The organism is Rhizobacter sp. P2_G4, assembly GCF_056403575.1.
On sequence record NZ_JBFUFG010000001.1, the window covers coordinates 1,000,616 to 1,025,879 of the forward strand.

Sequence of the window (25,264 nt, forward strand, 5' to 3'; positions counted from 1 at the left end):
TCCTCTCCTGTAGCGACCAGGAATTCCGACGTCCGAGCCTGACTCCGACGTCGGTTTTTTGACATGACTTCTCCTGTCACCGGTTTCGGTCTCGGTCTTCGCACCGAGCACTACGCAGCATTCGCCGAGCCGCAGCCCGGCGTCGACTGGCTCGAAGTCATCTCCGAAAACTACCTCGTGCCCGGTGGCAAGCCGCTGCACCACCTGGACCGCATCCGCCGCGACGTGCCGATGGTGATGCACGGCGTGTCGATGTCGATCGGCAGCACCGACCCGCTGGACCTCGATTACTTGCGCGAGCTGAAGGCGCTGGCCGACCGCATCGAGCCCGCGTGGATCTCCGACCACCTGTGCTGGACGGGCGTCGACCACCACAACCTGCACGACCTGCTGCCCTTGCCCTACACCGAGGCCGCGCTGCGCCACGTGGTGCAGCGCGTGGAACAGGTGCAGGACCTGCTCGGCCGCCGTTTGCTGCTGGAGAACGTGTCGAGCTACGTGAGCTTCGCGGGCGACGAGATGAGCGAGTGGCAGTTCATCGCCGAACTCGCGCAGCGCGCCGACTGCGAGCTGCTGCTCGACGTGAACAACGTCTACGTGAGCAGCGTGAACCACGGCTTCGACGCGAAGGCGTTCATCGATGCGATGCCACGCGAGCGCGTGCGCCAGATCCACCTCGCCGGCCATGAAGACCATGGCAGCTACCTCGTCGACACCCACGACCACCCGGTGTGCGAGGCCGTGTGGTCGCTCTATGCCCACACCGTGCAGCGCCTCGGGCCGGTGCCCACGATGATCGAACGCGACGACCACATCCCGCCGCTGGCCGAGTTGCTGGCGGAGCTCGATCAGGCGCGTGCCATCCAGGCGCAGGCGCTGAGCCTAGGGCAGGCCGCATGAGCGCAGCCCTGCAACTGGTGCGGCAACAGCAGCAGCTGCGCGCAGCCATCGTCGACCATGCGACGGCGACCGGTCTCTTGCGCACCGACACGAACCGCGAGCCGCTGCTGCGCATCTACCAGCAGGCCTACACCGCGCGGCTGCTGGCGGCGCTGCGCGACAACTTCGGCGTGCTGCCGCGTGCGATGGGCGATGACGCCTTCGATGCGCTGGGCCGCGCCTACTTGCAGGCGCACCCTTCGAGCCACCCGTCGATCCGCTGGTTCGGCCATCGTCTGGCTCAGTTCATGGCTGAGCAGCCCGATCTCGTGCCGCACCCCGCCTTCGTCGATCTGGCGCGCATGGAGTGGGCGCTGCGTGCGGCCTTCGATGCGGCCGATGCGGCGCCCTTGTCGGCTGCATCGCTCGCCACGCGTGCGCCGGAACAGTGGGCCGGCTGGGTACCGCGCTTTCAGCCGAGCGCGCAGCTGTTGAACCTGTCATGGCGCATTGAGCCTGCATGGCGCGCGCTGCAGGCCACCGAAGGCGATGACCCCGAACTCGACGAACCTGAAACCGGCGAGCACCTGCTGCTGGTGTGGCGGCCCCAGCTCGAAACGCGCTGGCGTTCGGTCAGCGACGCAACCGAAGCGGTGCTGTTGCCCGCGGCAATGAACGGCGACAGCTTCGGCGCCCTGTGCGAGCGCGCTGCCGAGCAAGTCGGAGAAGCCAATGCCGCCGCGGCCGCGGTCGGCGTACTGCAGCAATGGATTGCCGAAGGCCTTCTGGCGGAAGACGCCTTGCCCGCCTAGAAGCTGCGCTTCGCCTCGACCAGGAATTGCACGCGGCGGATGTTCGCGTCGCCATCGAGCGGAAATGCCAGGTCGATGTGCAACACGTTGCCCAGTGACGAGCGGCTGTTGCCCAGCCGCAGCCCGAAACCCAGGTCGCGCAGCAGACCTTGCGGTGCCTGCGCACTCGTCTCCGAGTCCCAGGTGCGGCCCATGTCATAGAACACCGCGCCGCCCACGTTGAACAGCCGGAACAGGAACCAGTCGGTGAACCAGCGCTCTTCGGCGGTGAACAGCCAGCGTCCCTTGCCGCTCTGGTAGCGCAGTGGGTAGCCGCGCAGGCCCGAGTCGCCGCCCAGCAGCACCTGCTGGTCACTGTCGGGATTGATGGCGCGGTCGGTGGCGAGCGTCACGTAGACACTGCGCCTCGGCGATAGGCGCAGGTAGTAGCGCGCACTGGCGCTGACCAGCGTGCCAGCGAGTCCGTCGCGCTCCCAGCGGCCGGCCGTGCTGGCATCGAGCAGCAAGGTCTGATCACGCGTCGGCTCGACGCCGCGCGACACGCGGGCATTGAACACGGCCGCGCTGCGGTCGGCGCCGAAGCGGGGTGACGCCGCGCCGAGCATGGCGGTGACGTGCCAGCCCAGCGTCACGTCTTCGGTGCGGCCGATCTGGTCCTGGTTCTGCGTCTTGCGGTACGCGTCTTCGAGCAGCTCGAACCCGAGCCAGGGGTAGACGAGATCGCGGTGGCTCGGCTGCCCGACGCTGGGCAGGCCGGCGCTCACGATGGGCGTGGCGTCGTGGAAGTCGTCTGTCCACCCGGCACTCCAGCGCGTCACCCAGCCGTTGCGCAGCCCTTCGGACAAGCCGCCGTACAGCTTGTAGAAATGCTCGTCGGTCTGGTACTGGCCGGTGATGCGGCCTTGTTCGTAGGTGGAGTCAATGCGCGTCTCGCGGCGCAACGTGGCGCCCGCGGCCCAGCGGGTATCGAGCGCGTAGAACGGCCGCTCCAGCGTGTGCAGCTGCGACTTGCCGTCGCTGTTGCTGGCGTACTGGGTCGACAAGGCCCAACGCGCATCGTTGAGCTGCGGGTCGCGGTAGTACAGCATGCGGGTGTCGCGGTCCACGCCCGACTGCAGCACCAGCCCGAGCCGGCTGCCGAAGCCCAGCAGGTTGCTTTCCTCGAGGCCCAGGCTGGTGCTGTTCTTGCCGCCCTGGCGCCCGAATGAGAGGCCGGGCTTCAGCGTCCAGACGTCCTGCGTCAGCACCTCGACATCGACCACGCCGTCGTGGCACGCCCCCGCCTGCACCGTGGCCGAGCGCAGGTGGCCGGTGCTGCGCAGCAGCCGTTCCGATTCCTCCAGCAGCCGGGCGTCGTACGCATCGCCCGGTTTGAAGAGCAGGCGCTTCCGGATGACCGATTCACGCGTCTGGATGTGCAGGAAGTTGACGAGCCGGAATGCGGGGTTGTCTTCGTCTGGCCGGTCGGTGTCGAACACGTCGAGCCGGTCGACACGCACCGTGCCGATGCGGCTGCAGTCGGCGCTGCCAGGCACGGGCTCGTCCGCCAGCGCAGGCACCACGGTGAAGGAAAGGGCGGCCGCCGTGGCGCCACCGGCGAGTCGTCGTCTGAACATGGCTGCACTCTGCGCGAGGCAGCTTAAGTGCCGGTTAAGGGATGTTTCGCTCCGCGCGGCTTGGGTATGTGGAATCCGCAATGCGTCCTCAACAGGTTCTCCCTATCATCTTGCTCTCCCACCCGAGGTGCCGATCCGATGTCCATGGTCACGCTGGCGCTACGCCGCCCTTACACGTTCATCGTGATGGCCATGCTGATCGTGCTGGCCACGCCGTTTGCGCTGCGCAACATGGCCACCGACATCTTCCCGGAGATCAACATCCCGGTGATCAGCATCATCTGGAACTACGGCGGCCTGTCGGCCCAAGAGATGGGCCAGCGCATCTCCGGTCAGAGCGAGCGCGGGCTCACCACCACGGTGAGCGACATCGAGCACATCGAGTCGCAGTCGCTCGCCGGCATCAGCGTCATCAAGGTCTTTTTCCAGCCCACCGCCAACATCCAGACCGCCATCGCGCAGGTGGTGGCGTCGATGCAGACGCAGGTGCGCCAGCTGCCGCCGGGCATCACGCCGCCGCTGGTCATCAAGTACTCGGCTTCGAGCATTCCGGTGATCCAGCTGGCGCTGTCCAGCCCCACGCTGCCCGAGCAGGCGGTGTTCGATGCGGCGGTAAACCAGCTGCGGCCGCAGCTCATCACCATTCCGGGCGTGGCCGTGCCGTTTCCCTATGGCGGCAAGAACCGGCTGATCTCGGTCGACCTCGACACCGCGGCGCTGCAGGCGCGCGGGTTGTCGCCGGCCGACGTGGTCAACGCCGTCAACCTGCAGAACCTCATCCTGCCCTCAGGAACCGCCAAGTTCGGCGAGACCGAATACACGGTGAAGATGAACGGCTCGCCCGACGCCATCGCGGGGCTGAACGACTTGCCGGTGCGCACTGCCAATGGGACCACCACGTATCTGCGCGACGTGGCCTACGTGCGCGACGGCTTCTCGCCGCAGACCAACATCGTGCGGCAAGACGGCGCGCGCGGCGTGCTGCTCTCGGTGCTGAAGAACGGCGGCGCCTCCACGCTCGACATCGTCGACAACCTGCGCGCGCTGCTGCCCCGCGCCTCGCAGACCCTGCCGGCCGATGTGAAGGTGACGCCGCTGTTCGACCAGTCGGTGTTCGTGAAGGCGGCGGTGAAGGGCGTGGTGGCCGAGGCCATCATCGCGGCGCTGCTCACGGCCGCGATGGTGCTGCTCTTCCTCGGCAACTGGCGCAGTACGCTGATCATCGCGGTGACCATCCCGCTGTCGATCCTGGCCTCCATCTTGGTGCTGCAGGTGCTGGGCGAAACGCTCAATCTGATGACGCTGGGCGGCCTGGCGCTGTCGGTTGGCATCCTGGTCGACCAGGCCATCGTGACCATCGAGAACATCGAGCGTCACCTGCACCAGGGCAGGCCGCTGCTCGAGGCCATCGAGGTCGGCGCGGGTGAGATCGGTGTGCCAGCCTTCGTCTCCACGCTGTGCATCTGCATCGTGTTCGTGCCGATGTTCTTCCTCTCCGGCGTGGCGCGCTTCCTCTTCGTGCCGATGGCCGAGGCGGTGGTGTTCGCGATGATCGCGTCGTACTTTCTCTCGCGCACGCTGGTGCCCACGCTGGTGATGCTGCTGATGAGCGGTTCGCACGGGCAACCGGCGGGAAACGCGAAGCCGAATGCACTGCAGCGCATCTACCGCGCGTTCGACAACCAGTTCGAGCGCGTGCGTCGGGCCTACACGCTGTCGCTGTCGTCGCTGCTCTCCAAGCGCCGCAGCTTTGCGCTGCTGTTCACCGGCTTTTGCGCCTTGTCGTGCCTGCTGATTCCCTTCCTCGGGCGCGACTTCTTCCCGAGCGTCGATTCGGGCCAGATCCGCCTGCACATGCGGGCGCCCACCGGCACGCGCATCGAAGAGACGGCGCGTTTGGCCGACCAGGTGGAGGAAGCCATTCGGCAGCTGATCCCAGCCGATCAACTGGAGACGATCCTCGATAACCTGGGCGTGCCCAACAGCGGCATCAACCTGTCGTACAGCAACGCCGGCACCATCGGCACGCTCGATGGCGAGATCCTGATGTCACTGAAAGAAGGGCACCAACCCACCGATGACTTCGTGAGCCTGCTGCGTGCCGAGCTGCCCAAGCGATTCCCGGGCATCGAGTTCTTCTTCCAGCCGGCCGACATCGTCACGCAGATCCTGAACTTCGGCCTGCCCGCCGCCATCGACGTGCAGTTCACCGGCGCCAACCTGGCCGGCAATGCGGCGCTGGCCGCCGAGCTCACCAAGCAGATCAAGCAGATCCCCGGCGCGGTCGATGCCCATGTGCACCAGCGCAACGACCTGCCGGCGCTCAACCTGCAAATGGATCGCACGCGCCTGCAGCAGCTCGGCCTCACGGCGTCGAACGTCGGGCAGAACGTGCTGATCTCGCTCTCGGGCAGCTCGCAGACGGCACCGGCCTTCTGGCTCAATCCGCAGAACGGCGTGGTCTACAACATCGCGGTGCAGACGCCGCAGTACAAGATCGACTCGCTCGATGCGCTGCTCAACATGCCTGTAGGCGCCGTGGGTGGTGGTGGCGGCGCGGCCGGTACCAACAGCAGCACGCAGCTGCTGGGCAACCTGGTCGAGGCCACCCCCGCCAAGCAGCTGGCCATCGCGTCGCGCTACAACATCCTGCCGGCGGTCGACGTGTACGTGAGCGTGCAGGGCACCGACCTCGCGAGCGTGGCGGGCCAGGTGCAGAAGCTGGTCGACCAGATCCGCCCCAAGCTGCCGCGCGGCAGCCAGCTCGTCATGCGCGGCCAGGTGCAGACCATGCAGGCCTCGTTCATCGGGCTGGGCGTGGGCTTGGCGATGGCCATCGTGCTGGTCTACCTGCTGATCGTCGTCAACTTCCAGAGCTGGATCGATGCGCTGATCATCATCGGCGCGCTGCCTGCAGCGCTGGCCGGCATCGCGTGGATGCTCTTCATCACCGGCACCACGCTCAGCGTGCCGGCGCTCACCGGCGCCATCATGACCATGGGCGTGGCCACGGCCAACAGCATCCTGCTGGTGTCGTTTGCCCGCGAGCGGCAGCAGGCCGGCGTGGCTGCGCTGTCGGCCGCGCTTGAAGCCGGCGCCACGCGCATCCGTCCGGTGCTGATGACGGCGCTCGCGATGATCATCGGCATGATCCCGATGGCGTTGGGCCTTGGTGAAGGCGCCGAGCAGAACGCGCCACTCGGCCGCGCGGTGATCGGCGGGCTGCTGTTCGCCACCGTGTCCACCCTTTTCTTCGTGCCGGTGGTCTACGCCGGCGTGCACCGCTGGCTCGACAGGCGCCATGCCGCCCGTGCAGTGCACCCCCAGCCGTCGATCGGCACGACCCCACAGGAGACTTGACGCCATGACCGAGCAGCGACACGCGGCCCTGGGCATCCACGCCCCGGATGCCGATGCCGACCCCCACGAGCAGCTCAAGCGCGGCCAGATCGCACGGCGCACGCGCATCCTCACGGTCATCGTGCTGGTGCTGCTGGCCCTTGGGGCAGGCCGCACCATCGTCAGCCGCATGGCCAACGCCAAGTCGCTTGAGGCCGGTACCGCCGAGCGCGCCAAGGTATATGTGAAGACCGCGCAGCCCAAGGTCAACGAGGCCGGCCAGACGCTTGCGCTGCCGGGCACCTTGCAGGGCTTCGTGCAATCGCCGATAGCGGCGCGCGCAGCCGGCTACCTGCGCCGCTGGACCAAGGACATCGGCAGCCGCGTCGAAAAAGGCGAGGTGCTGGCCGAGATCGAAACGCCCGAGATCGACCAGCAGCTGACGCAGGCGGTGGCCGCGCGTGAGCAGACCGCCTCCAGCATGGAGCTGGCGCGCAGCACGGTCGAGCGATGGGAAGGCCTGCGGAAGAAAGACGTGGTCTCGCAACAAGACCTGGACGAGAAGCGCAGCACCGCCGCCCAGGCCAAAGCCAACCTCGCGGCCGCCGACGCCAACGTGCAGCGCTTGCGCCAGCTCGAAAGCTTCAAGCGCGTGGTGGCGCCGTTCTCGGGCGTCATCACTCGCCGCAATGTCGACGTGGGCGACCTCATTGATCTCAGCGGCAAGCCGCTGTTCACGCTGTCGCAGACCGACCCGCTGCGCGTCTACGTGAACGTGCCGCAGTCGTATGCACAGCTGGTCAAGCCCGGCCAGCCGGTCGTCGTCACGCAGGGCGAGCTGCGCGGCCAGAGCTTCAAGGGCACGGTGGCGCGCACGGCCGCGTCCATCGACACCAACACGCGCACGATGCAGGTCGAGATCGCCTTGCCCAACAAGGAAGGCACGCTGATGCCGGGCGCCTATGTGCAGGTCTCGCTGCCGCTGCAGGCAACGCAGTCGCTGCTGGTGCCCACCAATGCGCTGCTGTTCCGCGGTGAAGGCTCGCGCGTCGCGCTGGTCGACAAGGCCGGCAAGGTGAAGCTGCGTGCCGTCACGCTGGGTCGCAACTATGGCGAAAGCGTGGAAGTCATCGAAGGCGTGACGCGCACGGACGTGCTGGTGCTCAACCCGTCCGATTCGTTGGCCGATGGCGACGAGGTGGCCGTGGCGCCGGCGAGCAAGGATGCGCCGGCCAAGGGGCAGCTGTGAGGCGAGGCCGTTCGTTGGGATGCGTCGCGCTTGTCGGTTTGTTGGCGGCGTGTGCTGCTGGCCCCGACTACCAGGCACCGAAGTTCGACAACATGCCTGTCACCTGGGCGCTCGACGCGCCCTGGCGCGAGAGCAAGCCCGACGATGCCGCGCCCAAGGGCGCTTGGTGGCAGCGCTTCGGCGACCCGCAGCTCGACGCACTGGAGCAGCAGGCGCTGGCGGGCAACCCGACGCTGGCGGTGGCGAACGCGCGGCTGGCCCAGTCGCGTGCCGCACTGGCCGCGAACTCCGCAGGGCTCTTTCCGCAGCTCAGCCTGTCGACGCGCGATGCACGCCAGCGCACCTCGGCCAACCGGCCGCTGAGCAGCTACAACTCGACCAACTTCTCGACTGTCCAGAACGATTTCACGCTCTCGCTCGCGGTGAGCTACGAGGTCGACCTGGCCGGGCGAGTGCAGCGCTCGCTGGAAGGCGCGCGCGCGTCGGCCGAGCAATCGGCGGCTGACTTCGAGAACACGCGGCTGCTGCTGACGGCCGACATGGCCGTCGCCTACTTCAACCTGCGTGCGCTCGACATCGAGCTCGACGTGCTGTCGCGCTCCATCGAGCTGCAGAAGCGCGCGCTCGGCCTGGTGAGCTCGCGCCGCGAACTCGGCGCCGCATCGGGCCTGGAAGTGGCGCAGCAACAGGCGCTGCTCGACACCACGCTCACGCAGGTCGATCTGCTGCGCCGGCAGCGTTCGCAGTTCGAACACGCCATCGCCAGCCTCACCGGCACGCCGGCGCCCTTGTTCGCACTGGCGCCCGAGGTGAAGGTCTTCACGCCGCCGGCCATCCCGCTGGGTGTGCCGTCCGATGTGCTGGAGCGCCGGCCCGACGTGGCCGCGGCCGAGCGCGCGATGGCGGTCGCCAATGCGCAGATCGGCGTGGCGAGTGCGGCGTTCTACCCGAGCATCTCGCTCACCCCGTCGGTGGGCTTCGAGAGCCGTGACCTCAGCACGCTGTTCAGTGCGCCGAGCCTGCTGTGGTCGCTCGGCGTGTCGGCCACGCAGGCCATCTTCGACGGCGGGCGTGTGCGTGCCAACGTCGACTTCGCGCGTGCCGGTTACGACGGCACGGTGGCCAACTACCGCCGCGTCGTGCTCAACGCCATGCAGGAGGTGGAAGACGGCATCACCGGCCTGGCTGCGCTCGAGCGCGCCAGCACGCAGGCGCAGACGGCCGTGGCCTCGGCCCGCCGTGTGCTCGACATGGCGACCAGCCGCTACGAAGGCGGTGCCACCACCTACCTCGACGTCATCACCGCGCAGCAGGCGCTGCTTGCAAGCGAGCGCCAGGAAGCGCAGCTGCTGGGCCAACGGCAGCTCACTTCCGTGTTTCTGGTGAAGGCGCTGGGCGGTGATTGGCAACGTGGTACCCAGGCTGCGTTGCGCTGACGCGCCCGGTTCGCTAGGGGAGTTCGTCCACGTTCTTCGGCCAGCTCTTGTGCAACAGGGTCGACAGGGCCCGGTCGGCCAGCAGCTTGCCTCCCGTCTGGCAACGCGCGCAGTAATTCGTCTCGTTGTCGGCATGCACGATGCGCTGAACCGGCGTGTTGCAGACCGGGCACGGCTGGCCATAGCGCCCGTGCACGGCCATCTGCGGGTGAAACGCAGTCACTTTCTCCGGCCAATCGCCCGCTTCGTGGCGCAGACGGTCGGTCCACTCGGTCAGCACCTCGCGTGTCGCATCGAACAGGCGCTGGATCTGGTCCGGCTTCAATGCCTTCGATAACGCCACCGGCGACAACTGTGCGCGGTGCAGGATCTCGTCCGAATACGCGTTGCCGATGCCGCTGAAGAGCCGCGGATCGGTCAGCACCTTCTTCATCGTGTGGTTTTCGAGCACCAGCCGTTCGGTGAACATGGCCAGAGTGGACGTCATCACGTCGATGCCGCCAGGGTCCATCGCGGTGAGCGCGCTGCGGTCGGCCACCACATGCAGCGAGGCCCTGCGTTTGCTGCCGGCCTCGGTGAGCACCATGCTGCCGTGCTCGAACTCGAACACCGCGAGTGAGATCTTGCCCGGCGGTTTGCCGCCCGGCAGCAGCCAGCGCAGGCGGCCGGCCACCATCAGGTGGATCACGAGGAAGAAGCCGTTCTCGAGCGCCAGCACCACGCGCTTGCCCAGCCGCTCGATGCCGACGATGCGGTGGCCTTCGGCCTGTGCGAGTGGGGGCACCGCCGTGCGCAGCAGAAACGGGTTGAGCACGCGCACGTGCTTCAGCACCCGGCCCTGCACCTTGTCGGCAAGGCGCTCCACGTAGATCGTGATGTCTGGCAGCTCCGGCATGCGGCCAGTTTGCCAGCGTGCCTGGAAAAATTGGGCACAAAAAAACGCGGCCGAGGCCGCGTTCTTGAGGGGGCGGCGAATGAATCGCCGCCGATCCAACCAGTCTTTAGACCGGGCGGATGTTGGCCGCTTGCAGGCCCTTTTCGCCTTGCTTGACTTCGAACTCGACCTTTTGGTTTTCGGTCAGGGTCTTGAAGCCAGAGCCCGCGATGTCACGGAAGTGGGCGAACAGGTCAGCACCGCCTGCGTCTTGAGCAATGAAGCCGTAGCCCTTGCTCTCGTTGAACCACTTCACGGTACCGGTTTGCGTCGTCATGAGAAATTTCCTAGATAAAAAATAGTGGGGAGCACACGCTCCTCACGCAGCGACACTCAAGAACGATCAAGGGATTTCTAACGAAAACCGCTCCGGAACCGGGCAGCACGAACGAGATCACTAACACCACTGTCTTGCGTAACTGTGCGGGCGAATGTACTCGACAAGTGCCAAAACAGCTAATCGCTTTGTGCGTTGGTGTGGCGCGCCGTCGATAATTCGAGGTTTTCACGAGGCGGCGCGCTTGTTCTGCGCTGCGGTTGCCCCTGCCATGTCCACCGAGTTGACCCCCCAGGTCCGGCGCCGCCGCACCTTCGCCATCATTTCCCACCCCGACGCCGGCAAGACCACGTTGACGGAAAAGCTGCTGCTGTTCTCGGGCGCCATCCAGATCGCCGGCTCGGTGAAGGCACGCAAGGCCTCGCGCCATGCCACCTCGGACTGGATGGAGATTGAAAAGCAGCGTGGCATCTCGGTGGCATCGAGCGTGATGCAGATGGAATACCGCGACTGCGTGATCAACCTGCTCGACACCCCCGGCCACCAGGACTTCTCCGAAGACACCTACCGCGTGCTCACCGCCGTGGACGCCGCGCTGATGGTGATCGACGCCGCCAACGGCGTCGAGCCGCAGACGCGCCGGCTGCTGCAGGTCTGCCGCGCACGCAACACGCCCATCCTCACCTTCGTCAACAAGATGGACCGTGAGGTGCAAGAGCCGCTGACGCTGATGGACGAGATCGAGCGCGAGCTGGGCATGGGTGTCGTGCCCTTCACCTGGCCGGTGGGCATGGGCAAGCAGTTCCATGGCGTGATGGACTTGCGTGAAGAGCAGATGCGCGTCTTCAGCCCCGGCGAAGACCGCAACCACAACGACGATGAAATCCTCGCCGGCCTGGACAACCCGGCCTATGCCGAGCGCTTCGGCATGCAGTACGCGCAGGCACAAGGCGAGATCGAACTCGTGCGCGAGGCCGCGCCGCAGTTCGACAAGGAAGCCTTTCTCGCCGGTCACCAGACGCCGATGTTCTTTGGCTCAGCGGTCAACAACTTCGGCGTGCGCGAGGTGTTGGACGCGTTGGTCGACCTGGCCCCATCCCCCGGCCCGCGCGCGGCGGTGCAACGCGTAGTGCAGCCCGACGAGCCCAAGTTCTCCGGCGTGGTCTTCAAGATCCAGGCCAACATGGACCCGGCGCACCGCGACCGCATCGCCTTCGTGCGCGTGGCCAGCGGGCACTTCGAGCGCGGCATGCGCTTGAAGGTGGGCCGCTCCGGCAAGGAGCTGCGGCCCAACACAGTGGTGAGCTTTCTGTCGCAACGCCGCGAGTTGCTCGATGAAGCCTTTGCCGGCGACATCATCGGCATCCCCAACCACGGCGTGCTGCAGCTCGGCGACACGCTGACCGAAGGCGAGTCGCTGCTCTACACCGGCCTGCCGTTTTTCGCGCCAGAAATGTTCCGCAGCGTCGAAGTGGCCGACCCGCTGCGCACCAAGCAGCTGAAGGCCGGTTTGCAGCAATTGGGTGAAGAAGGCGCGATCCAGGTGTTCCGCCCGGTTGCGGGTACCGTGCTGCTGCTCGGTGCTGTCGGCCAGCTGCAGTTCGAAGTGGTGGCGCACCGGCTGGAGCATGAATACGGCGTCAAGGCGCGCATCCAGCCGAGCCGCTTCCAGGTGGCGCGCTGGGTCACCTGCGACGAAGCCGACGGCGGCGCGCGCGAACTCAAGCGCTTCATCGACGCCAACGACCACCGGGTGGCCTACGACGCCGTCGACGCGCCGACCGTGCTGGTGGAGTACGCACCCGAGCTGCGCGCCATCGAGGCCAACTGGCCGAAGATCAAGTTCCATGCGCTGCGCGAGCACGCGGGTCTTGTGTTCCAGAAGAAGTTGGACGGCTGACGCCGTCGGCGAGGCATTTCGCGACAGCCTCGGGCATTCCATCGCGAGGCGGCTTGTCGATCGTGTGCTTCATCGGCACAGTGCGTGCCTACCGCAACTCGGAGCCCGTCCATGATCGCCAAGTCGCTTGTCGCCTACATGCACTTTCTCTGCGCGTTCGGCATCACCGCCACGCTGTTCTACGAGTGGTTCACCTTCAGCCGCACGCCCACGGCCGCCGAGGCCAGACGCTTGGCGCTGGCCGATCGCTGGTACGGCATCTTCGCGGGGGCCCTGCTGGTCGCCGGCTTCACGCGCGCCTTTCATTTCGAAAAGGGCATGGACTTCTACCTGCACAGTCCGTTCTTCCACCTGAAGATCACGCTCTTCGTGGTGATCGGCCTGCTGTCGATCTACCCGACGATCCGCTTCGCCCGCTGGCGGCCCGACATCCAAGCCGGCCGTGCGCCGACGGTCACCGACTCGCAGTTCAAGCTCATTTCCCGAAGCCTGGGCGCAGAGATGATCCTGCTGGTCGTTTTGCTCTTGAGCGCATCGCTGATGGCCAACGGTGTGGGCGCGCGTTAGAAGCTCTGGCTATCATCCGCGCGCGGCCACACGCCAAGGAGAAGACGAGATCAGGGGTTCTCGGACGCTTGGCTCGGGCTGTGGGGCACCCCCACGGCAGCTTGATTGAGGTAGACATTCGCGGCGTGAGGGGGTGAGCGCTTCGCGCGCCGCACCTCACGCGGGACCGGCAGGTTGGCGTGTGTGCCGCACCTTGACATGCCGCCAAGTCACCGTCGTCTCATCGCCCTCGGCCTCGCCCGATCGCTGCTCGCCGGCAGTCAGCAACAGCACTCGCTGCAGGCCCGGGCCGCGCACGCGCTGGGCCACGCGCCGCAGTGGTTGCCGAACGTGCTGAACCAGGTGTTCCCAATGTCGGAGGCCACCTGGGCACGCCTCACCATGGAAGAACTGGCACTTCGCATCGAGCAGGCAACGGCCTGGAACGATGCCTTTCGGAGTGCCGATCCGCCGGAGATCCGGGCCTGGATCCTCCGGCCTTCGCGCATGACGCAGCCGCCACTCGGGTTGCACGAGTTGGCGCTGCCTGATTTGCCACACAGCCAGGCGCTGGCTGATTGGTTGGGCCTGCCGCTCGACACGCTCGATTGGTTCACCTACTGCAGTGCACGCCGTCGCCTGGCGCCGTTGTATGCGCAGCACTACGCGTTCTCGTTGCAGCCCAAGCGCAGTGGTGGCGGGCGTTTGATCGAAGCGCCACGGCAGAGGCTCAAGGCTGTGCAGACGCAAGTGCTCAAAGTTTTACTGGATGCTGTGCCGGTGCACGAGGCGTGTCACGGTTTTGTCGCCGGGCGTTCGGTGCTGAACCACGCGCAACAGCACACGCAGCAGGCGGTGGTGATGCATTTCGACTTGAAGAACTTTTTCAGCAGCATCACCGCATCGCAGGTTGCGGCGGTGTTTCGTACGCTGGGTTACCCGCCCGGCGTGGCCAGCCAGCTAGCGGCCCTGTGCACGGTGAGCACGCCCGACCCGGTGATCCAGCGCATGCGTGATGACGACTGGCTCGACTGGCACCAGGCCAAGTGCCTGCGCCACCCGCACCTGGCCCAGGGCGCGCCGAGTTCACCAATGCTGGCAAACCTCTGCGCCTTTCGCCTCGACCTGCGACTCGACGGCCTGGCCTGGACGCTCGGTGCCCGCTACTCGCGTTATGCCGACGACCTGGTGATCTCCGGCCCGATGTCGCTGTCCGCAGCGTCTTCGCGCATCGCCGCCTGGGTTGGGCAGATCGCGCTCGACGAAGGCTATGCCGTCAATCACCGCAAGACCCGGCTCGCAACAAAGGCCAGTGCGCAAACTGTGTGCGGCGTGATGGTCAATCAGCATGCCAACATGAAGCGGGCCGAGTTCGATCGCCTGCGGGCGGTCTTGCACCAATGCCAGCGGCATGGGCCGCATGCGCAGAACCGGGAAGGCCATGCCGACTTTCGGGCGCATCTGCGCGGCCGTGTCGACTGGGCCACGCAGATCAACCCGGTCAAGGCACGGCGGTTGCATGCGCTGTGGGATCAGATCGATTGGGGTGCTGCTTGAAAGCTTTGTTGTCTGCCATGGCGTGCCTGCTGATGCTCATCGCCACCTCGGCCACGGCGCAACCGCGACGCTGCCTCAGCGATTGCACGCCGCGCATCGGCATCGTGTCGGCCTTTGGCGCCGAGGCCGATTTGCTGATCGCGCAGGCCACGTCCAAACGCGCGGTGACAGTCAACGGCAAGCGCTTCACCACCGGCGTCTTGCGCGGCAACCGCGTGGTGATCGTGCTCAGCGGCGTCAGCATGATCAACGCGGCGCTGGTCACTCAGCAGCTCATCGATCACTTCCGCATCGAGCGCCTGGTCATGAGCGGCATCGCGGGCGGCATCAACCCTGCGCATCATGTCGGCGACGTGCTGGTGCCCGACCGCTGGGCCATGCCGATGGAGGTGTACTGGAGCGCTGACGCCAGCCTGCCGATGGCCTGCGGAACACCGGGCGACCTGAGCTGCCTCAGCATGAAGCTCGCCACGGGTGCCGATGGCAAGACGCTGCCATCCTTCAGTGTTCCCGGCGGGTCGACCGGTCTCTTCATGCGCGAGAGCAACCTGCTCAACAGCGCCAACGCCCCGCAAGGCGAGTTTCGCTTCGACTACCCGGTGGACCCGGTCATGCTGCAGGTCGCTCGCGGCCTCACACCACCCCTCGGCCGCTGCGGACCGCGCGCCAAAACCGCATCTGGTGACACGGACCCGAAGCAGTGCGTGCGCGAGCAACCGCAGTTCATCGTCGGCGGACGGGGCGTGTCGGGCACGGCCTTCCTGGCCAACCCGCACTATCGCGCCTATCTGTTCGCGCAGCTCCAAGCCGAAACGGTCGACATGGAAACTGCGGCGCTGGCGCACGTGGCCGCCAGCAACGGCGTGCCCTACATCGCCTTTCGCAGCCTGAGCGACCTGGCGGGCGCCGGCGAATTCAACACCGACGTCGGCGTGCTGTTTGCAAGCGGCCTGGCCGAAAGCAATGAGGCCGCCGTGACATTGGCCTTTCTGGAGGCGTGGCGCAATCAGCGTGGTTCGCCGCGCGTCCTCGCGCCCAAGACAAAGCCATGAGCCAGATGCTGCACTGCGGGCGCTCTAGACTTCAGGCATGACCGCTCACGGAGCCCCCGCCCACAGCGCGCCCTCGCGCCTTTCGCTTTATCTCGACCTCATCCGCTGGGACCGCCCCGCTGGCAGCTACCTGCTGCTGTGGCCCACGCTGTCATCGCTGTGGATCGCCGCCAACGGGTTCCCTGGCTGGCACCTGCTGATCGTGTTCACGCTCGGCACCTTCTTGATGCGCAGCGCCGGTTGTGCGGTGAACGACGTGGCCGACCGAGATTTCGACAAGCACGTGAAGCGCACCGCGCAGCGGCCGGTGACCAGCGGCGCGGTCAGCACGCGCGAGGCCCTGCTGCTCGGCGCGGGTCTCGCATTGGCGGCATTCCTGCTCGTGCTCACCACCAACGCGGCCACCATCGCCTGGAGCTTTGCCGCGCTCGCGGTGAGCATCTTCTATCCCTTCACCAAGCGCTTCTTCTCGATGCCGCAGGCGGTGCTGGGGGTTGCCTTCAGCTTCGGCATTCCGATGGCGTTCGCTGCCGTTCGGGGCGAAGTGCCGGCCCTGGCCTGGCTGCTGCTGCTCGGCAACCTGTGCTGGGTGATCGCCTACGACACCGAGTACGCGATGGTCGACCGCGACGATGACCTGAAGATCGGCATCCGAACCTCGGCCATCACCCTCGGCCGCTTCGACGTGGCCGGCGTGATGGCCTGCTATGGCCTCTTCATCGCGATCTGGGGCGTGCTCGGCGCACAGCAGGGCCTTCGCTGGCCCTTCTTCACCGGCCTCGCCGTTGCCGCTGCGATCGCCGGCTGGCACTGGACGCTGATCCGCACCCGCAGCCGCGACGGTTGCTTCCGCGCATTCCGCCTCAACCACTGGCTCGGCTTCGCGGTCTTCGCCGGCGTCGTGATCGACCGCCTGCTTGTCGGGCGCTGATCGGAACCACGCTTCAATACCTCCGCCTGAGCGGTGGAGGCGAAGCACAGGAATGCGTTAGCGAAGCGACGCGCCCATCAAGCCACTCCCGCGGATCCGGCTCCGCCGGTCCGCTGGGAGGCGCCCCTCGGGGGCAGGAGCGCAGCGACTGGGGGGCTCAGTTCACGGATACAGTCCGCGCTCTTCGCGAGCAATGAGGATGCGTTCGCATGCCACCGCAAAGGTCGCAGTGCGCAGCGTGATCTTGTGTTTGTCCGCCGTGTCCCAGATGTGCCGCAACGCGTCGACCATGATCTTGTCGAGGCGCACGTTGATCTCGTCTTCGCTCCAGAAGAAGCTCGAGAAGTCCTGCACCCATTCGAAGTAGCTGACGGTCACGCCGCCGGCGTTGCAGATGACGTCGGGCACGACCAGCACGCCGCGCTCTCTCAGCACGTCGTCGGCCTCGGGCAGCGTCGGGCCGTTGGCGCCCTCGAGTACCAGCTTGGCCTTGATGCGGTTGGCGCGCGCCACGGTGATCTGTCCTTCGAGCGCAGCGGGGATCAGGATGTCGCAGTCGACGTTCCAGAACTCTTCGTTGTCGATGCGCTCGGCGTCCTTGTAGTTGCCGATGCCGCCGTCTCGCTTGAGCACCTCAATGGCGCTGGCCATGTCGAAGCCCTTGGGGTTGACGAGGGTGCCTGTGTGGTCCTGCACCGCCACCAATGTGGCGCCGGCGCCGACGAAGAGCTCGGCCGCCGAGCTGCCCACGTTGCCCATCCCCTGCACGGCGATGCGCACGCCGTCGAGGTTCAGGCCGATGCGGCGCGCCGCTTCACGGCCGGTGACGAAGACGCCGCGGCCGGTGGCCTTCACGCGCCCGAGCGAGCCGCCCAGGTGCAGCGGCTTGCCGGTGACGACACCGGTGGCGTTGCTGCCGGTGTTCATCGAGTACGTGTCCATCATCCAGGCCATGATCTGGCCGTTGGTGTTGACGTCGGGTGCCGGGATGTCGCGCTGTGGGCCGATGATGATGCCGATCTCGCTGGTGTAGCGGCGCGTCATGCGCTCCAGCTCCTTGTGCGACAGCTTCTTCGGGTCGACGCGGATGCCACCCTTGGCGCCGCCGTAGGGCAGGTTCACCGCAGCACACTTCACGGTCATCCAGGCGCTCAGCGCCATCACTTCTTCCAGCGTCACGTCGGGGTGGTAGCGCACGCCGCCCTTGCCCGGGCCGCGCGACAGGTTGTGCTGAACGCGGTAACCCTCGAAGTGAGCCACCGTGCCGTCGTCCATCTCGATCGGCACGTCCACGATCAGCGCGCGCTTGGGGCGCTTCAGCGTCTCGGCCCAGTGCGCGAGGTGCCCGATGTAGGGCAGCACGCGGTCGACTTGCGACAGGTACGTGTGCCAGGGGCTGCCGGGATGGGGAGTGATGTAGGACAAGTAACTCATGAAGGTCTCCGTGGATGGGTGCATGCCAGGGCGCACTGCGCACTCGTGATGCGTGGCGCGGCATGGGGGAGACTGTAGGCGCGCCGGCTGTGAATTGGCGAGCCGCTTCATGCTGCCTTTGCATGACCACGCGCATAGCGTGGGTTACACCGGGCTGGTTTGTCGGTTCCGTGCGGTTCAGCGACCGAACTCGTCACCCAGCTCGGCCGCCCGCCGCTGCGCGGCCTTCACGGCGCGCACGATGGCCGCCTTCACACCGCCCGTTTCCATCGACGTGAGCGCCGCGTACGTGGTGCCGCCCTTCGAGGTGACCCGTTCGCGCAGCAAAGACGGTGGGTCACTCGAGGCCTGTGCCAGCGCGGCAGAGCCGGAAAACGTGGCCAGTGCCAGCGCTTTGCCTTGCTCGGCGCTCAGGCCCATCTCTTCGGCGGCCTGCATCATGGCCTCGACAAAGTAGAAGACATACGCCGGCCCGGAGCCCGACAACGCGGTCACGGCGTCGAGATCGGCTTCGGCCCCTACCCACAGCGTGCGGCCAGTGGGCGCGAGCAGGCGATCCACCTGCTTGCGTTCGTCCGCGGTGACGGCATCGCGTGCGAACAGCCCGGCGATGCCCTGACCGATCAGCGCCGGCGTGTTGGGCATGGAGCGCACGATGCGCTGCGTGCCGAGCACCTTGGCCATGTCGTCGCTGCGGATGCCGGCCATCACGCTGAACTGCAGCGCGTGGCCGATGTGCGCCACGTTGGCAGCTGCGGCCTCCTTGAAGCTCTGCGGCTTGATGGCCCAGACGACGATGCCGGCGCGCTGCAGCACCGAGCCCGGTGCTTCGAGTGTGATGACCTGCAACTCGCGCTGCAGCCGTGAGCGCTGGTCGGCATTGGGCTCGAGCACGAGGATGTCGCCCGGCGAGCGGCCGCTCTTGAGCAGGCCGCCGATGATGGCGCTGGCCATGTTGCCGCCGCCGATGAATGCAATGGTGTTCATGGGCTCAGTGTAGAAGTTTCGTTTTTCAGTGGATCAGGCGCACGTCACTGCGTGGCCCAGCGGCGCAGCGCCCGCTCGGTGGCTTGCAGCGCCGGGCGGGCCAGCGAGTAGAACGACAGGCGGCCGGGCGATGGCCAATGGCGCGCCTCCCTCGGCGACAGCAGCTTCAGGTCGGACGGGATGGCCGACTGGTTGAGGCAGCCCACGCCCCAGCCGGCACGGATGGCGGCCACCGCGCCGTGCGCGCCGGCGCAGCTGAGCTGGATGTGGTGTGGCAGGCCAGCGCGGCTGAGCGCGGCGAGCGCCATCAAGCGCACCGGGCAATCAGGCCCCAGCAGCACAAGCGGCGCCGAGCCGCGGGCTGGCAGCGCATGTCCGTTGCCGGCGACCCAGGCCAACGGCTCTCGCCGCAGCAGCTTGGCCTGCGGCAGTGGTTGTGCGCTGGTGAGAACGGCCATGTCCACCTCGCCGGCCGACCACAGATGCTGCAGTGCAACCGAGCTCGTCCACAGCAGCTCGAAGCGGGCCTTCGGTGCGGTGTCGCGCAGCAAGGCCAGCAGCTCGCCCAGGCGGGCGGGCAGAAAGTATTCGCTGATGCCCACACGCCGGACCTCGGCCTCCTCGGCCGGCTGCACCACCGCGCGGGCTTCGTCTTGCCAGTCGAGCAGCTTGCGGGCATGCGGCAGAAAGCGCTCGCCTTCGGCGGTGAGCGTGAGCGAACGCGTGCTGCGGTGCACGAGCTTCGCGCCCACCGACGATTCGAGTTGCTGCAGGTGCGTGCTGACGGCCGATTGCGTGCGGTTCACCTGCTGGGCGGCCCGCGTCACCGAGCCGGCCTGGGAGATGGCCACAAAGCTGCGCAGCCAGAGGGGATCAAGATCAGTCATCTGAGTTTTCGCTGAATTCCAGAGAATAAAACCGTTTCTCAGATCGATGCTGCGTGCCTAGACTGAGCTTGTCAAGTCACCCATCACTCAACTTTCAAGGAACGCACCATGCCTTACCTTCACGTCCAGATCTCCGGTTCTTCCGACCCTCAACTCGCTGGCCGCGTGGCCCGCGTTGGCGTCGATCTCACCGCCAAGCTGCTTGGCAAGGACCCGGCGTTGACTGCGGTGGTGGTCGACTTCATCGACCCGCAGCAGTGGTTCATCGCCGGCAAGCCGCTGGCCGGCGGCGCCGTGCGCAGCTACCACTGGATGGTGAGCATCACCGATGAGACCAACACCAAGCGCGAGAAGGCCGCGTACCTCGCGGCAGCGCACCAGGCAATGGGTGAACTGCTGGGCGGCGTGGCCGAACACTCCTATGTGCACGTGGCTGACTTGCGGGCGAGCGCCTACGGCTATGGTGGTCTGACGCAGGAGCACCGCTACCAGCACCCTGCTTGATCGTCAGTGCTGCAGGCCCGCCAGAAGGGCGGCGTTGCCGCCGGCCGCTGCCGTGTTGATGGTCACCGTCTGCTCGGCACAAAAGCGGTACAGGTAGTGCGGCCCGCCGGCCTTGGGGCCGGTGCCGCTGAGGCCCTCGCCACCGAAGGGCTGCACGCCGACCACCGCGCCGATCATGTTGCGGTTGACGTAGACGTTGCCGATGCGCGCGGCCTGCGCCAAGCGCACGGCGCGACTGTCGATGCGCGTCTGGATGCCGAGCGTGAGGCCATAGCCCAGCGCGTTGATCTGGGCGATGACGGCGTCGACGTCACCGCCCCAGCGCACGACGTGCAGCACCGGGCCGAAGATCTCCTGCTTCACGTCGGCAATGCTCGGCAGTTCGAACGCGACCGGTGAGATAAGGCGTGGCACCGCATTGCCGCTCGGGGCGCTGCCAATCAGCTTCGCTTCGCTTTTCAGGCGTGCGATGTGGCGCGTGATGCCGTCGAAGGCCTCGTCGTCGATGACGGGGCCGACGTCGGTGGCCAGCAGCGATGGGTCGCCGACCTTCAGCTCGGCGAGTGCGCCGCGGATCATCTCGATCACACCGTCGGCCACGCTCTCGTGAACGCACAGCAGCCGCAGCGCCGAGCAGCGTTGGCCGGCCGAGCGGAAGGCGCTCTGCACCACGGCGTCGGTCACTTGCTCGGGCAGTGCGGTGCTGTCGACGATCATCGCGTTGATGCCGCCGGTCTCGGCAATCAGCGGAACGATGGCCCCGTCTTTGGCTGCCAGCGTGCGGTTGATGATCTTGGCCACCGTCGTCGAGCCGGTGAAGCACACGCCCGCGGTATGCGCATCGGCAACCAGCGCCGCGCCGATGGTTTCGCCTGAGCCATGCAGCAGGGCCAGCGCGTCGGCGGGCACACCGGCGTCGTGCAGCAGTGCGACCATGCGTTGAGCGACGACTGGCGTCTGCTCGGCCGGCTTGGCAGCGACGCTGTTGCCGGCGACCAGTGCGGCGGCCACCTGGCCCGCAAAAATCGCGAGCGGGAAGTTCCACGGGCTGATGCAGACCAAGACCCCACGGCCGTGCAGCTGCAGCTCATTGCTCTCGCCGGTGGGGCCGGGCAGCGTTTGCGGTGCGAGGCGCAGCTCGGCCTGGTCGGCGTAGTAGCGGCAGAAGTCGACCGCCTCGCGCACTTCGGAGACGCAGTCCCCCAGCGTCTTGTGCGCTTCCTTGACGAGCAGTGCGCAGAACTCGGGCAGGCGTGATTCCAGCGCATCGGCGGCGCGGCGCAGCACGGCGGCACGCTCGGCCAGCGGCGTGTGGTTCCAGACGGCGAACCCTTGCTGAAGGCGGGCCATCGTGGCGCTGACATCCTCCGCAGTCGCTTCGCGGACGGTGTCGATCGTCACGCTGGCGACGGCGCGAGCTAGCGGTGCGCGCTCGGCCAGGCTGGCGAGGTCGACACCCATCGAGTTGGCGCGTTGGGCGCCGTACAAGGCTTTCGGCATCGGCAACGCAGGTGTGTTGGCTGGAACCAGTGGCGAGGCCAGCAGGACGTTCACGTCCACCGCTTCGTCGGTGAGCTGGTGCACGAACGAGGAGTTGGCGCCGTTCTCCAGCAGGCGGCGTACCAGGTAGGCGAGCAGATCGCGGTGCTCGCCGACGGGCGCGTAGACCCGCACGGGGATGCCGGTGTCCTTCATCACCTCGCGGTAGACGCCTTCGCCCATGCCGTGCAGGCGCTGCATCTCGAACGCGGCACCGGCCTGGCGCGCCATCTGCAGGATGGCGGCGATGGTGCCGGCGTTGTGGGTGGCGAACTGCGGGTAGATCACATCCGCATGCGCGACCAGCGCCCGTGCGCAGGCGAGGTACGAGATGTCGGTGTGGTGCTTGTGGGTGAACACCGGGTAGCCGCTGAGGCCCATCTCCTGCGCGCGCTTGATCTCGCCGTCCCAGTACGCGCCCTTGACCAGCCGCACCATGAAGTGCAGTTGGTGCTGGCGCGCGATGCGGGCCACTTCGTCGACGACGGCCAGCGCACGCGTCTGGTACGCCTGCACCGCGAGGCCGAAGCCGCGCCACTGTGGGTAGCTGCTGGCGATGCGGGCCGCCAAGGCGTCCAGCACGTCGAGCGACAGCTCGAGGCGGTCGCTCTCTTCTGCATCGATGGTGAGGTTGATGTTGGCGCGCGCGGCGCGCTCGATCAGCTGCCACACGCGCGGCAGCAGTTCGGCGAACACGCGCTCGCGCTGGGCGTCTTCGTAGCGCGAGAAGAGGGCGCTCAGCTTGATCGAGATGCCGTCGGCCTGGGTCGGGTCCGCTGCAACGCGCTCCCTCGCGATCGCGTCGATGGCGTTGAGGTACGAGGCGAGGTAACGCTGCGCATCGGCCTCGGTGCGAGCACCTTCACCCAGCATGTCGTAGCTGAAACGCAGGGCCGGCTGGGCGGTGCGGGCCGTTTCGGCCTCGCCCATCGCCTCCCGGATGTTGCGGCCCAGCACGAACTGCCGGCCCAGCAGCTGGATGGCGCGCACCGTCGCGGCCACCACCGTCTGTGCACCCAGTCGCTTGAACAAGCCAGTCTCGCTGGCGGCCTCGGGCAGGAACTTCTTCGACAGCGTGATCGCGCTTGCCGACAGGCTCGCCAGCATCTTGTGCGGGCCACCGGACTGGCCATCGAACGAGGCCTTGCCGAGCTGGTCGGCCGTGAGCGCGACGGCGGTCTCGGTGTCGGGCACGCGCAGCAGCGCTTCAGCCAGCCGCATCAGCGCCAAACCTTCGGCGCTCGAGATCGGGTATTCGCGCAGCAGCGATTCCATGGCCCAGAAGGGCGCGGGCTTGTCTCGTACGGCGCGCACCCAGGGCGTGGCGGCCGCAGCGGCGCGTGGCCAGTCGAGGGCGCCGGTCAACGTGGGCAGCACGGCGGCAAGCACTTCGGGCTCGCTGCGGTAGGGGAAGGGCAGGCGAGCGCGGGCCGGGAAAGGAGTAAACATGGAGGCGACCTCGACGGGAGAAGTCGCTAAGGTATCGGGTTATGGTCTTAATTAAATGCGAAAGTTGAAGATAAAACTAGTAAAAAGATCGGGCGCCTCGCCGTTTTTTCAACGATTGCCGAAGATGGCGGTGCCGACCCGCACCAGCGTTGACCCTTCGGAAATGGCTGCCTCGAGGTCGCCGCTCATGCCCATCGACAAGGTGTCGACCGGCAGGACCTGGCTGCGCAGCTGCGCCAGCAACTCGCGCAGTGCCCGGTGCGGTGCGGCACCGGCGCTGGGCTCCGGAATCGCCATCAGTCCGCGCAGCTGCAGGCCGCGCAACTTCGCCACGGCCTGCGCGAGAGCGGGCACCTCGGCCGGTGTCACGCCGCTCTTGCTGGCTTCATGGCTGATGTTGACCTGCAGGCAGATCTGCAAGGCCGGCAGGTGTGGTGGGCGCTGTTCGCTGAGTCGTTCGGCGATCTTCAACCGGTCCACGCTGTGCACCCAGTCGAAATTCTCGGCAACGGTGCGCGTCTTGTTGCTTTGCAAGGGGCCGATCAGGTGCCATTCGATCTGCGCTCGCAGGTCGGCCAGTGCAGCGATCTTGTCGATGCCTTCCTGCACGTAGTTCTCGCCGAAGCGGTGCTCGCCCGCAGCAAAGGCTTCGCGCACTGCGTCGGCGCTGAAGGTTTTGCTTACGGTTAGCAACGTGACGCTTTGCACGGGTCGTTGCGCAGCCGCACAGGCCCGAGCGATGCGCTCCCTCACTTGTTGTATGTTCGCTGCAATCGTCGCCATAATCCCGCGAGCCTATCTCAGGCGCCCGTCGGCGGCGCATGCAAGCCGCAACCCCTTTAAGAGACTCATGGACATCACCCAACTGCTGGCGTTTTCGGTCAAGAACAAAGCATCTGACTTGCATTTGTCGGCCGGCCTGCCGCCCATGATTCGTGTGCACGGCGACGTGCGGCGCATCAACGTCGACCCGCTCGAACACAAGCAGGTTCATGAGATGGTCTACGACATCATGAACGACTCACAGCGCAAGAGCTACGAGGAAACGCTGGAGTGCGACTTCTCGTTCGAGATCCAGGGCTTGGCGCGTTTTCGCGTCAATGCGTTTAACCAGAATCGTGGTGCCGGCGCCGTGTTCCGGACCATTCCGTCGAAGATCCTGACGCTCGAACAGCTGAACACGCCCAAGGTGTTCGCCGAGCTGGCGCTGAAACCGCGCGGCTTGGTGCTCGTCACCGGCCCGACGGGTTCGGGCAAGTCGACCACGCTGGCCGCGATGGTGAATCACCTGAACGAAAACGAATACGGCCACGTGCTGACGGTCGAAGACCCGATCGAGTTCGTGCACGAATCGAAGAAGTGCCTGGTCAACCAGCGCGAGGTCGGCCCGCACACGCTGAGCTTTGCCAACGCGCTGCGCTCGGCCCTGCGCGAAGACCCGGACTGCATCTTGGTCGGCGAAATGCGCGACCTTGAGACCATTCGCCTGGCGCTCACCGCCGCCGAAACCGGCCACATCGTGTTCGGCACCTTGCACACCTCGAGCGCAGCAAAAACCATCGACCGTGTGGTCGACGTTTTCCCCGCGGCCGAGAAGGAAATGGTGCGCTCGATGCTGTCTGAATCGCTGATCGGCGTGATCTCGCAGACGCTGTGCAAGCTGAAGGACGGCAGCGGCCGTGTGGCGGCACACGAGATCATGCTGGGCACGGCGGCCATCCGAAACCTGATCCGCGAGAACAAGATCGCGCAGATGTATTCGTCGATCCAGACCGGCAACAACATGGGCATGCAGACGCTGGATCAGAACCTGGCTGATCTGACGCGCCGCAACATCATTTCACCCGCCGAGGCTCGCGCCAAGGCCAAGTTCCCCGAAAACTTCCCCGGCTGACCGGCTCCGTTCTCCCACCGTCCGACGCGAGCGAAGGCCACG

At 66.6% G+C, this 25,264-nt stretch carries 20 protein-coding genes; 12 read left to right on the forward strand and 8 right to left on the reverse strand.

Features of this window, described 5'->3' with window-relative positions; translation table 11 throughout:
• The first annotated feature begins 63 nt into the window (after positions 1-63).
• Both bufB and AC1DYS_RS04805 read left to right on the forward strand, forming a co-directional pair.
• Entirely contained in the window at positions 64-900 is an 837-nt protein-coding gene (bufB, locus tag AC1DYS_RS04800) for an MNIO family bufferin maturase (RefSeq protein WP_477896559.1), read from the forward strand.
• Positions 897-1,691 carry an HvfC/BufC family peptide modification chaperone gene (locus AC1DYS_RS04805; RefSeq protein ID WP_477896562.1) on the forward strand — a complete coding sequence of 265 codons (795 nt, stop codon included), beginning with the start codon at positions 897-899 and terminating at the stop codon, positions 1,689-1,691. Before bufB ends, AC1DYS_RS04805 begins: the two co-directional genes overlap by 4 nt.
• Here the strand turns inward: AC1DYS_RS04805 and AC1DYS_RS04810 are convergent.
• Positions 1,688-3,307, reverse strand: a complete 1,620-nt coding sequence (locus AC1DYS_RS04810; protein ID WP_477896564.1) for a BamA/TamA family outer membrane protein — start codon at positions 3,305-3,307, stop codon at positions 1,688-1,690. The genes AC1DYS_RS04805 and AC1DYS_RS04810 overlap by 4 nt on opposite strands.
• A gap of 138 nt (positions 3,308-3,445) precedes the next feature.
• Between AC1DYS_RS04810 and AC1DYS_RS04815 the strand changes: the two genes are divergently transcribed.
• From AC1DYS_RS04815 to AC1DYS_RS04825, 3 genes are read left to right on the forward strand one after another with little or no spacing between them, the layout of a single operon-like run.
• Positions 3,446-6,667 (forward strand): efflux RND transporter permease subunit, encoded by a 3,222-nt coding sequence (locus tag AC1DYS_RS04815; RefSeq protein WP_477896566.1) that lies wholly within the window; start codon positions 3,446-3,448, stop codon positions 6,665-6,667.
• Positions 6,668-6,671: 4 nt separating this feature from the next.
• Positions 6,672-7,895 (forward strand): efflux RND transporter periplasmic adaptor subunit, encoded by a 1,224-nt coding sequence (locus AC1DYS_RS04820; RefSeq protein ID WP_477896568.1) that lies wholly within the window; start codon positions 6,672-6,674, stop codon positions 7,893-7,895.
• Complete coding sequence (locus tag AC1DYS_RS04825; RefSeq protein ID WP_477896570.1) at positions 7,892-9,331, forward strand: efflux transporter outer membrane subunit; 1,440 nt, start codon at positions 7,892-7,894, stop codon at positions 9,329-9,331. The genes AC1DYS_RS04820 and AC1DYS_RS04825 overlap by 4 nt, the downstream gene beginning before the upstream one ends.
• Positions 9,332-9,344: 13 nt before the next feature.
• On the opposite strand, the gene AC1DYS_RS04830 is transcribed toward AC1DYS_RS04825, so the two are convergent.
• Positions 9,345-10,226 carry an Fpg/Nei family DNA glycosylase gene (locus AC1DYS_RS04830; protein WP_477896572.1) on the reverse strand — a complete coding sequence of 294 codons (882 nt, stop codon included), beginning with the start codon at positions 10,224-10,226 and terminating at the stop codon, positions 9,345-9,347.
• A 106-nt stretch (positions 10,227-10,332) separates the two neighbouring features.
• Complete coding sequence (locus AC1DYS_RS04835) at positions 10,333-10,542, reverse strand: cold-shock protein (RefSeq protein WP_047496957.1); 210 nt, start codon at positions 10,540-10,542, stop codon at positions 10,333-10,335.
• Between the two features lie 271 nt (positions 10,543-10,813).
• On the opposite strand from AC1DYS_RS04835, the gene AC1DYS_RS04840 reads away from it, so the two are divergent.
• From AC1DYS_RS04840 to ubiA, 5 genes are all read left to right on the forward strand, one after another.
• Positions 10,814-12,442 (forward strand): peptide chain release factor 3, encoded by a 1,629-nt coding sequence (locus tag AC1DYS_RS04840; protein ID WP_477896574.1) that lies wholly within the window; start codon positions 10,814-10,816, stop codon positions 12,440-12,442.
• A gap of 111 nt (positions 12,443-12,553) precedes the next feature.
• The gene (locus tag AC1DYS_RS04845; RefSeq protein WP_477896576.1) at positions 12,554-13,009 is read left to right on the forward strand and encodes a DUF2214 family protein; all 456 of its coding nucleotides are present in this window, start codon (positions 12,554-12,556) and stop codon (positions 13,007-13,009) included.
• A 198-nt stretch (positions 13,010-13,207) separates the two neighbouring features.
• Positions 13,208-14,545 carry a reverse transcriptase family protein gene (locus AC1DYS_RS04850; protein WP_477896578.1) on the forward strand — a complete coding sequence of 446 codons (1,338 nt, stop codon included), beginning with the start codon at positions 13,208-13,210 and terminating at the stop codon, positions 14,543-14,545.
• 17 nt (positions 14,546-14,562) lie between these two features.
• Positions 14,563-15,597 carry a 5'-methylthioadenosine/S-adenosylhomocysteine nucleosidase gene (locus tag AC1DYS_RS04855; protein WP_477897272.1) on the forward strand — a complete coding sequence of 345 codons (1,035 nt, stop codon included), beginning with the start codon at positions 14,563-14,565 and terminating at the stop codon, positions 15,595-15,597.
• A 37-nt stretch (positions 15,598-15,634) separates the two neighbouring features.
• Complete coding sequence (gene ubiA, locus AC1DYS_RS04860) at positions 15,635-16,528, forward strand: 4-hydroxybenzoate octaprenyltransferase (RefSeq protein ID WP_477896580.1); 894 nt, start codon at positions 15,635-15,637, stop codon at positions 16,526-16,528.
• A gap of 162 nt (positions 16,529-16,690) precedes the next feature.
• On the opposite strand, the gene AC1DYS_RS04865 is transcribed toward ubiA, so the two are convergent.
• The 3 genes from AC1DYS_RS04865 to AC1DYS_RS04875 all read right to left on the reverse strand — a co-directional run bounded on the left by AC1DYS_RS04865 (position 16,691) and on the right by AC1DYS_RS04875 (position 19,836).
• Positions 16,691-17,962 (reverse strand): Glu/Leu/Phe/Val family dehydrogenase, encoded by a 1,272-nt coding sequence (locus tag AC1DYS_RS04865; protein WP_477896582.1) that lies wholly within the window; start codon positions 17,960-17,962, stop codon positions 16,691-16,693.
• 177 nt (positions 17,963-18,139) lie between these two features.
• Entirely contained in the window at positions 18,140-18,949 is an 810-nt protein-coding gene (proC, locus tag AC1DYS_RS04870; protein WP_477896584.1) for a pyrroline-5-carboxylate reductase, read from the reverse strand.
• A 44-nt stretch (positions 18,950-18,993) separates the two neighbouring features.
• A complete protein-coding gene (locus AC1DYS_RS04875) occupies positions 18,994-19,836 on the reverse strand; it encodes a LysR family transcriptional regulator (RefSeq protein ID WP_477896586.1) in 843 nt (280 codons plus the stop codon).
• 108 nt (positions 19,837-19,944) lie between these two features.
• Between AC1DYS_RS04875 and AC1DYS_RS04880 the strand changes: the two genes are divergently transcribed.
• A complete protein-coding gene (locus AC1DYS_RS04880) occupies positions 19,945-20,340 on the forward strand; it encodes a tautomerase family protein (RefSeq protein WP_477896588.1) in 396 nt (131 codons plus the stop codon).
• 3 nt (positions 20,341-20,343) lie between these two features.
• Here AC1DYS_RS04880 and AC1DYS_RS04885 read toward each other — a convergent pair whose 3' ends face one another.
• Positions 20,344-23,328, reverse strand: a complete 2,985-nt coding sequence (locus AC1DYS_RS04885; protein WP_477896590.1) for an L-glutamate gamma-semialdehyde dehydrogenase — start codon at positions 23,326-23,328, stop codon at positions 20,344-20,346.
• Between the two features lie 108 nt (positions 23,329-23,436).
• Positions 23,437-24,111, reverse strand: a complete 675-nt coding sequence (locus tag AC1DYS_RS04890) for a YggS family pyridoxal phosphate-dependent enzyme (protein WP_477896592.1) — start codon at positions 24,109-24,111, stop codon at positions 23,437-23,439.
• Here AC1DYS_RS04890 and AC1DYS_RS04895 point away from each other — a divergent pair.
• Positions 24,089-25,222 (forward strand): type IV pilus twitching motility protein PilT, encoded by a 1,134-nt coding sequence (locus AC1DYS_RS04895; RefSeq protein ID WP_477896594.1) that lies wholly within the window; start codon positions 24,089-24,091, stop codon positions 25,220-25,222. The two genes, AC1DYS_RS04890 and AC1DYS_RS04895, sit on opposite strands and share 23 nt — an antisense overlap.
• Positions 25,223-25,264: the final 42 nt, after the last annotated feature.